The 6,681-nt window shown below is 37.5% G+C and carries 7 protein-coding genes; 1 reads left to right on the forward strand and 6 read right to left on the reverse strand.

Features of this window, described 5'->3' with window-relative positions:
* The 6 genes from H7254_RS14205 to H7254_RS14230 all read right to left on the reverse strand — a co-directional run.
* On the reverse strand, positions 1-363 hold a 363-nt coding region (locus tag H7254_RS14205; protein ID WP_301933591.1), incomplete at its 3' end, for a DUF6597 domain-containing transcriptional factor.
* A gap of 607 nt (positions 364-970) precedes the next feature.
* Positions 971-1,852, reverse strand: coding sequence for an AraC family transcriptional regulator (locus H7254_RS14210; protein WP_301933592.1), 882 nt, complete (start codon positions 1,850-1,852; stop codon positions 971-973).
* A gap of 32 nt (positions 1,853-1,884) precedes the next feature.
* Positions 1,885-2,445 carry a cupin domain-containing protein gene (locus H7254_RS14215; RefSeq protein ID WP_301933593.1) on the reverse strand — a complete coding sequence of 187 codons (561 nt, stop codon included), beginning with the start codon at positions 2,443-2,445 and terminating at the stop codon, positions 1,885-1,887.
* 481 nt (positions 2,446-2,926) lie between these two features.
* Positions 2,927-3,196: a hypothetical protein gene (locus tag H7254_RS14220; protein WP_301933594.1), complete on the reverse strand. Its 270-nt coding sequence runs from the start codon at positions 3,194-3,196 to the stop codon at positions 2,927-2,929.
* Between the two features lie 411 nt (positions 3,197-3,607).
* Positions 3,608-4,174, reverse strand: a complete 567-nt coding sequence (locus H7254_RS14225; protein WP_301933595.1) for a cupin domain-containing protein — start codon at positions 4,172-4,174, stop codon at positions 3,608-3,610.
* Positions 4,175-4,795: 621 nt separating this feature from the next.
* Positions 4,796-5,521, reverse strand: coding sequence for a hypothetical protein (locus H7254_RS14230; RefSeq protein ID WP_301933596.1), 726 nt, complete (start codon positions 5,519-5,521; stop codon positions 4,796-4,798).
* Positions 5,522-5,766: 245 nt separating this feature from the next.
* On the opposite strand from H7254_RS14230, the gene H7254_RS14235 reads away from it, so the two are divergent.
* Positions 5,767-6,681 (forward strand): IS110 family transposase (locus H7254_RS14235; protein ID WP_301933597.1); only part of this gene is annotated, 915 nt, incomplete at its 3' end.

Genomic DNA, 6,681 nt, shown 5'->3' on the forward strand with positions numbered 1-6,681 from the left:
AAAATCAGTCAAGTCCACTGACTTGTTAGTAAGGCTTGCCATGTTGCATCCGAAAAGTTGATACATACCCAATGGTTGAAAGAACACTACCAAAAAAGTAATATGCCCTACGCCATGCCCTGTAATGGGGGAAGTAGTTTGCCCAATCACATAGTTTGGCTGATGTGCTATAGGCTTACCCTCAAAATCTTTTCCCACCACCAAAGCATTTTTATCTTCCTTCACCCGAATTAAAAATCCTGTTAGCCCGTTGGGTGGAGAAAGCAGCGGTGAAGTAGTGTCTGCTGGAATTTCCATGGTTCCATACGAAAAAAGGTATTCTGAAAGACGGGCATCTGTCGGGAAAAATGTGTATTGTATCATTGCTGTTGCTGATGAGAAAATTGTTTTAATCAGCGTATTTTATTAAGGCTTTTGAAATTGAAATGCAATTACTTAAAACGGGTTGATCAATAAGTTACTTTTAAAAAATTGAATGATTATAAATATCTCCCCTTTTTATTAAAAATTGAAAACTTATTGTCCTATTTTATTATGAACTGAATTTAATTATAAAATAAAACCTGCTGGCCGGTACACTCTACCGCGGCAACTAATATTTAATAGCGGTACAATTTTCTGCTCACCCAAAAAAGCCAACTGATGTCCCAAGCCAATAAAAAACGTTGTGTAAGCTTTAATCCGTCAACTTTCCAATATGCAAAATTAGTAGCCTCCAGTCTAAATCATTCGTGTAACTGCTAAGTTTATTCTGACAGCAACATTAATAACGACTGGCAACAGTAGGGAGTCCTGCGGCAGCAGGTTTCTACAAAAAAAGGAATGAATTTAGGTGGTTCTTTTAAAACGATTACCACAAAATTTCTGTTTAATTTCTTTACAATCCTTTTCGTTAGAATTCATCATTTATGTTGCATGCCAGGCAAAGTTTTATGTTATTCGCCGGTAATTTTTTCATTCTTAAAACCGGTCAGGCAGACAAAGCGAGGCCTCCAAAATCCTCTTTTACCCCAAGCACACGTTCCGGTGCATTGTTATCTTTTGTAACAAAATCTGCAGGAGTTGTTTTTGTAAAATCTTTAAAATCTTTAACCAAATGCTGGTAATCGTAATAGCCGCTGTGCAGGGCTATACTCAACCAATCTTTGTGTGGTTGGGCGTTTTGTAATTTCATAGCATTATCAAAACGAACAATACGGGTATACGTTTTTGGACTGATGCCCATTCGTTCTATAAAGTTTCTGTAAAATTGCTTTTGAGATAAACAAGCATCACTTGCCATTTTATCCAACGAAATATTCTGCTGCGGATATCTGGCCGGATTGGCATTGATCATTTGATAAGCCACTTTGTCGATAGGTAATAAATTACTTTTCGACAAGGAACATTTACGTCTGTTAATAAGGTAATGAATAAAATTCTCTACTATTTTGGTCATCTCACCGTAATCAGTCGTATTCCTCAAACGTTCGTTTACCAATCCTATTTCTTTTGGGAAAACGCTTTCGGCGTTTACATGCACATCAGTGAGCTCCTGCGAAGGAATACCAAGCAACCTAAACAATGCGCCGGGCTGAAAGACCACTTGAAACAACAAGAAATCATGCGGTACAACACGGGTTGTAAGCATCGAAGGTTGCCCTATAAGCATTACCGGCGATTTTGCGAAATACTTGCCATTCGCCATCTTTGTTTCAATTTCAGGCTGCCTTGGATTAAAAGCTAAACATTGCTCCGGACGAGGCCAATAAGCTTTCGGCGGAACAATCATATTTTGGTCAAATGTCAGGTGCATTATTTGCAGCAGGCGCACAAATTCTCGCAAGGCAGGGCTGGGTAAAAAGTATTTCATCACCATCGTTTGGCATATTTAATTGTTATCATTTAATCAGCAGTCAAAGGAGGTCCAACAAGGCGTAATTCGTGAGCCGCAAAAACTTTACTTACTTCTTCCTGCGTTGGGATAGTTTTAAAAGAAGACATTTTTGAAAAGAACGCTTCCATTTTTCCCGCAGGTTGTACTAAATAAATCAGTTTGCCTTTATCAGTTAATTGCAGCCATGTGTGCGGAATGTTACGGGGTAAAAAAACCGTATCGCCGGCTTTCATAATCTCACGTTCATCACCCACCTGAAAAAGAAACGACCCTTCGGTAATATAAAAAAACTCATCCTGGTTAAGGTGAACATGAAGTGGTGGTCCTACTTTCTCAAGCCCCACATATTCATACACACAAAACTGTCCATCTGTATCCTTGGTAGAAACTTTGATGTCATTAAAATTCACACCATGAAACATAACGTGTTCGTTAAATCGGTCATCGCCAGCCTTTACAAAAAATGGTTTTTTGGGCAGTTTTTTAGCAGTATTGGGCATCAATGTTTTAGCCGAAGCCACAGCAGCCGTCATTATTAAGGCGCTGGTAATAAAATTTTTACGTTCCATAAAAATAATTGTTTTTAAGTGAATAAAATAATTGATTCACAAATTTGAATTTCTTTTATAGTTCGTTAGTGGTACAAATCGGTCATTTAATTTTAATAATAACCAAGATAATTTTAAGTTTTTTAGCTTTCACTGGTATATATTTTCCCAAGTTTGTTAAATAAATATAATTTAGTAAACCCAGTGAAGTATAGGGTGTTTTTCACCAATAAAACGAAGGGTTTGTATTTAAGTGAACAATTAAAAAGATAATTAATCGCCCTCCGTGGATGGTGAGACACCATCCACGGAGGGCGTATTTTTTATTAAGGTTTTTTAAATTGAAATGCAACTGCTTCTAGTGGGATGAGCAACATGTTACTTTTAAAAGGATGAATGATTGATAAATATTTCCTCCTTTTAGAGATGCCCTTTATTAAAACTTAAAAAGGGGCAATTAAGAACATACCATCTTAAAATTGACAGCCCACCATATTTCAATTTATTTCTTCTTCAATATTTCTTCGCCAACTTTTAGCAGCATCCCACCCGTAACAAAAAATACCAACAGCACCGCACTGCTCCTTAATGGAATCTCGTTGCTGAGTAAATTTTGTATAATGGTTGGTGAGTAAGTTGTATCCAAAGGTATCTGGATCTTCGGTACAAAATAAATGGCGGTTACAATTAAGATCCATAACTGGGCAACTAAAAAACAGTTACCATGCATTTTGGTATACCAGCCGGTCGCCGCCAAAACATAGCAATACATAAAAACAGCGGCAGATAAGCGGGTAATAAGTAGACGACTCCAAACATGCAGCCAACTAATGCATGACGGAAAACAAACCAATCCCCACTCAGCGTAGCTTTCAACCTTCGCTCTCGGCGTCAGGCTGTGCCTACGTCGTTCTTAAACACGTAGCATTAGCTACAACACCTATAAATTAAACAAACCTTTTTTGCCTTCATAATTCCTTACATCTCGCTCTTCGAGATGTTCACTTAGAGTTTTTATAGCAAATGTTACCAGTACTGCAACGGCAAAGGCCTGACGCCGAGTGCCGAGACGGTAAACTACGACGAGTTAAGGCGTACTATACCAAGATGATTATAATAAAAATATTGCCTAATTTATTTGGAATGTTGCACAGTTCGTATTGGTTGCAGTTTTATTTAGCGGTTAATCAATTTTTAACGGTGGTCCAACAACTTGCATATCATTATCTGCAAAAATCTTTGATATTTCTTCCTTACTCGGCTCATGGTCCAAACCAGCCATTGTAACAAAAAAGTTTTCCAGTTTACCTGCAGGTTGCATTATTACCGTCATTTTTCCTTTTTCAGATACTTGTGTCCAAGCATGAGGAACTTGACGTGGCAAAAATATACTGTCACCATTTTTCAAATCATATTTGTCGTCACCTACTTGAAACTTATATACGCCTTCAATAATGTAAAATATTTCGTCCTGTGAAGTGTGAACGTGTAAAGGTGTTCCCTTGCCCTGCGACAGAGAAGTCTGCTCAAAAATTAACAGGTCGCCATCAGTGTCACTTCCTGAAATTTTCACATCAACAATATTCGAGTTTACACCTTTTAATTTAATGTGCCCATGAATTCTCCCGTCGCCTGACAATATTTTAAATCCTTTTTTTTGTCTTTCTAATTTCCCCGTCAATTGTGAAAATGCAAAAATTGGAGCTGACACTACAGTCAGAAGAGCTGCAATAAATTTGTTTCTTTTCATGTCTGTAATGATTTAAGAGTTTGTAATAAAATTTCACACAACTTTTATAAAAGTATCCGTGGCCCCTCAAAAAAAACCTCGTACTAGCAAACTGTATACGAGTGCGTGTCGGTATACTTTTGTGTTGACCGACACTTGTAAGAACATTAAGGTAAAAAGTATCCACTTTTCATTTCTTATGCATTTACTTTTTATGTGGTTATTATTTTTTAAAGTGCATTAGATACTTAAACAGGTTAGCTGCTTTATTAAAAGTACCCATTTTATTTAATCAAGTTATAATTTTTAAATCTTTAAACATATACCCTAATTCAATAAGCGAATGACGATAAAAAACTTCTGTAAAAAAATCAACTTCCCCATTGCATAAAACTAGCTGGGGTAAGTTGTATTAAAGAACCCTGCATGCCATATACTTTGCAGTCCTTAGCCATACAAAACTGTATTCAATAAATTGCAGCGGTAGCTTTCAAATACTACAAAACCCCCTAAAGCCCGGTGTCGCTGAACAACGTAAAACCAAAAGCCCCGATCCCTGATGGTTTGGGGCTTTTGCGTTTTATATTGAACCTTTTTAAATTCGGGGGCTTTCAGCTATACGACATAATGTTAGCAACAGTTTTAACGATATGCTGCTTCAAATATCTCAAGGGTGTTGTCAATGTATTTTCGAGGAGCCCCTGACACAAGTGTTTTAAGAGAGTCCAGATAGTAGTGTAGTTTTTCTCTTTTTTCTTCAGTTAAAGAGTTTTTGTAGCTTCCTAAAAAATAAAACCAATCAATATTTCTGTGTGTAATTTTTCCAGCTTTCATAGGAGTTTTTACTTCAAAAAATAATTTCGCTGCTGGCAATTCTGGATCAAGAGTGTGTAAATAGGAGTCAATTGAATTATGAGCTACTATCCCATAATAATTAACTTCATCCTGTAAGAGATAAGCATCAATAAGAGGTTGTCCAAAATAAATTTGTTGTTCCTTATTAACACTTATTGTGCCTAAAGCAATAGCGCCCTTCATGGGTATATCGTTTAGCATGGAATCATGTAAAATATAAGCCGTAGAAGCTGCAATCATGTCTAGTGATTCTGAACTTTTATCCTTTGAAAACAAAATAATTGAATCAGAAAAGCTAGCCGTATATAATTCTTTGTCTTTATATTCAGGTACTTCGACCTTTGTAAACGCTCTATTGATATAGGATTTACTTCCGGATAATCTTACCATCATATCATAAACCTCTTTATGAGATTTCCGAGCAACAAAGTCTTTGAATCCCATGATGTCAAGGAAAACAATAAATCTCTCGTCTGTTATATTCCAATCTTCCATATTTCTTTCTTCAGTCATTCGCTATGAATCTAAAATGTCTAATTGGAACGTAGGCTTTCTAAAAATTGTTGCTAACGAACAGGTATTGCTGCAGGTGTGGAATTCATTGCTTGTCCTGCCCGGAACGGCTGCCCATTAAAGATTTAAAAGTACAAGATAGAAACTAAAAGCCCAACAGGTTTTATGTATGAGTTAAAAGAGGTTTCTGCTAAAAGGATAACTTTAATTAGTAAAATTTCTTTTAAACTTAAAACAAAAACCTCATGAACAAAAGTAGCAATTTAGACTTTAGTGGTACAACGATTTATTGCGGACTGGATGTACACTTAAAAAGCTGGCGGGTAAACATTCGGTATCAGGAAATGGAACTAAGGGATTTTTCACAAAACCCCGACCCTGCAGCACTGCATAAATTTCTCACCAAAAATTATCCCAATGCCAGCTATAAGGTTGGCTACGAAGCAGGGTTCTGTGGTTTTGGTATCCAGCGGCAGTTGGCTCAATTACAAATTGATTGTGTGGTATTAAATGCAGCAGACATTCCCAAAAGCGATAAAGACAAGCGGCAGAAAAATGATAAACGAGATGCCCGTGCCATCAGCGAAGAAATTAAAAATAAAAAAACGGCTGGTATCCATGTTCCTGCCGCTGCAATGGAATATGCCCGAAGCCTTGTACGCCAGCGGCAACGGCTGGTGTTGGATAGTACCCGGCAAAAATGCAGGATATGGCACTGCCTTCATTTTCATGGCCTAGAGCTACCCCAAAAAGCAGATGTGGGGCAGTACTGGAGCAGTCAGTTTATTAAGAAACTTGAAAGCAATCCCTGCAATGGCGACACTTGGTTAAAAATGAATTTGCAGTTAATGATAAAAGACCATCAGCAAAAACGAGCCCTGATATTAGAAACCACCCGTGGCATCCGCAACCTTTGCAGGCAGGAAGTTTTTAAAGACCAAATTAAACTCATTACCGGCATCCCCGGCATTGGGGAGGTAAACGCTGCTATCATACTTTTTGAAATAGAAGATATCAACCGGTTTAAAAGCCCGGATCATTTATACTCCTATGCAGGGCTGGTACCTGATACAGATGACAGTGGCGAAACAAAAAAATCAAAAGGTATCACGCACCGTAAAAACTGCCGCTTGCGAAACGCCATTATAGAAAGCAGTTGG

It is taken from the genome of Ferruginibacter sp., from assembly GCF_014377975.1.
Classification (GTDB): domain Bacteria; phylum Bacteroidota; class Bacteroidia; order Chitinophagales; family Chitinophagaceae; genus Ferruginibacter.

Bases quoted from the DNA above. Each gene is read 5' to 3' on its own strand.
- H7254_RS14210 (WP_301933592.1), bottom strand. From the start codon at position 1,852: ATGAAATACTTTTTACCCAGCCCTGCCTTGCGAGAATTTGTGCGCCTG.
- H7254_RS14215 (WP_301933593.1), bottom strand. From the start codon at position 2,445: ATGGAACGTAAAAATTTTATTACCAGCGCCTTAATAATGACGGCTGCT.
- H7254_RS14220 (WP_301933594.1), bottom strand. From the start codon at position 3,196: ATGTATTGCTATGTTTTGGCGGCGACCGGCTGGTATACCAAAATGCAT.
- H7254_RS14225 (WP_301933595.1), bottom strand. From the start codon at position 4,174: ATGAAAAGAAACAAATTTATTGCAGCTCTTCTGACTGTAGTGTCAGCT.
- H7254_RS14230 (WP_301933596.1), bottom strand. From the start codon at position 5,521: ATGACTGAAGAAAGAAATATGGAAGATTGGAATATAACAGACGAGAGA.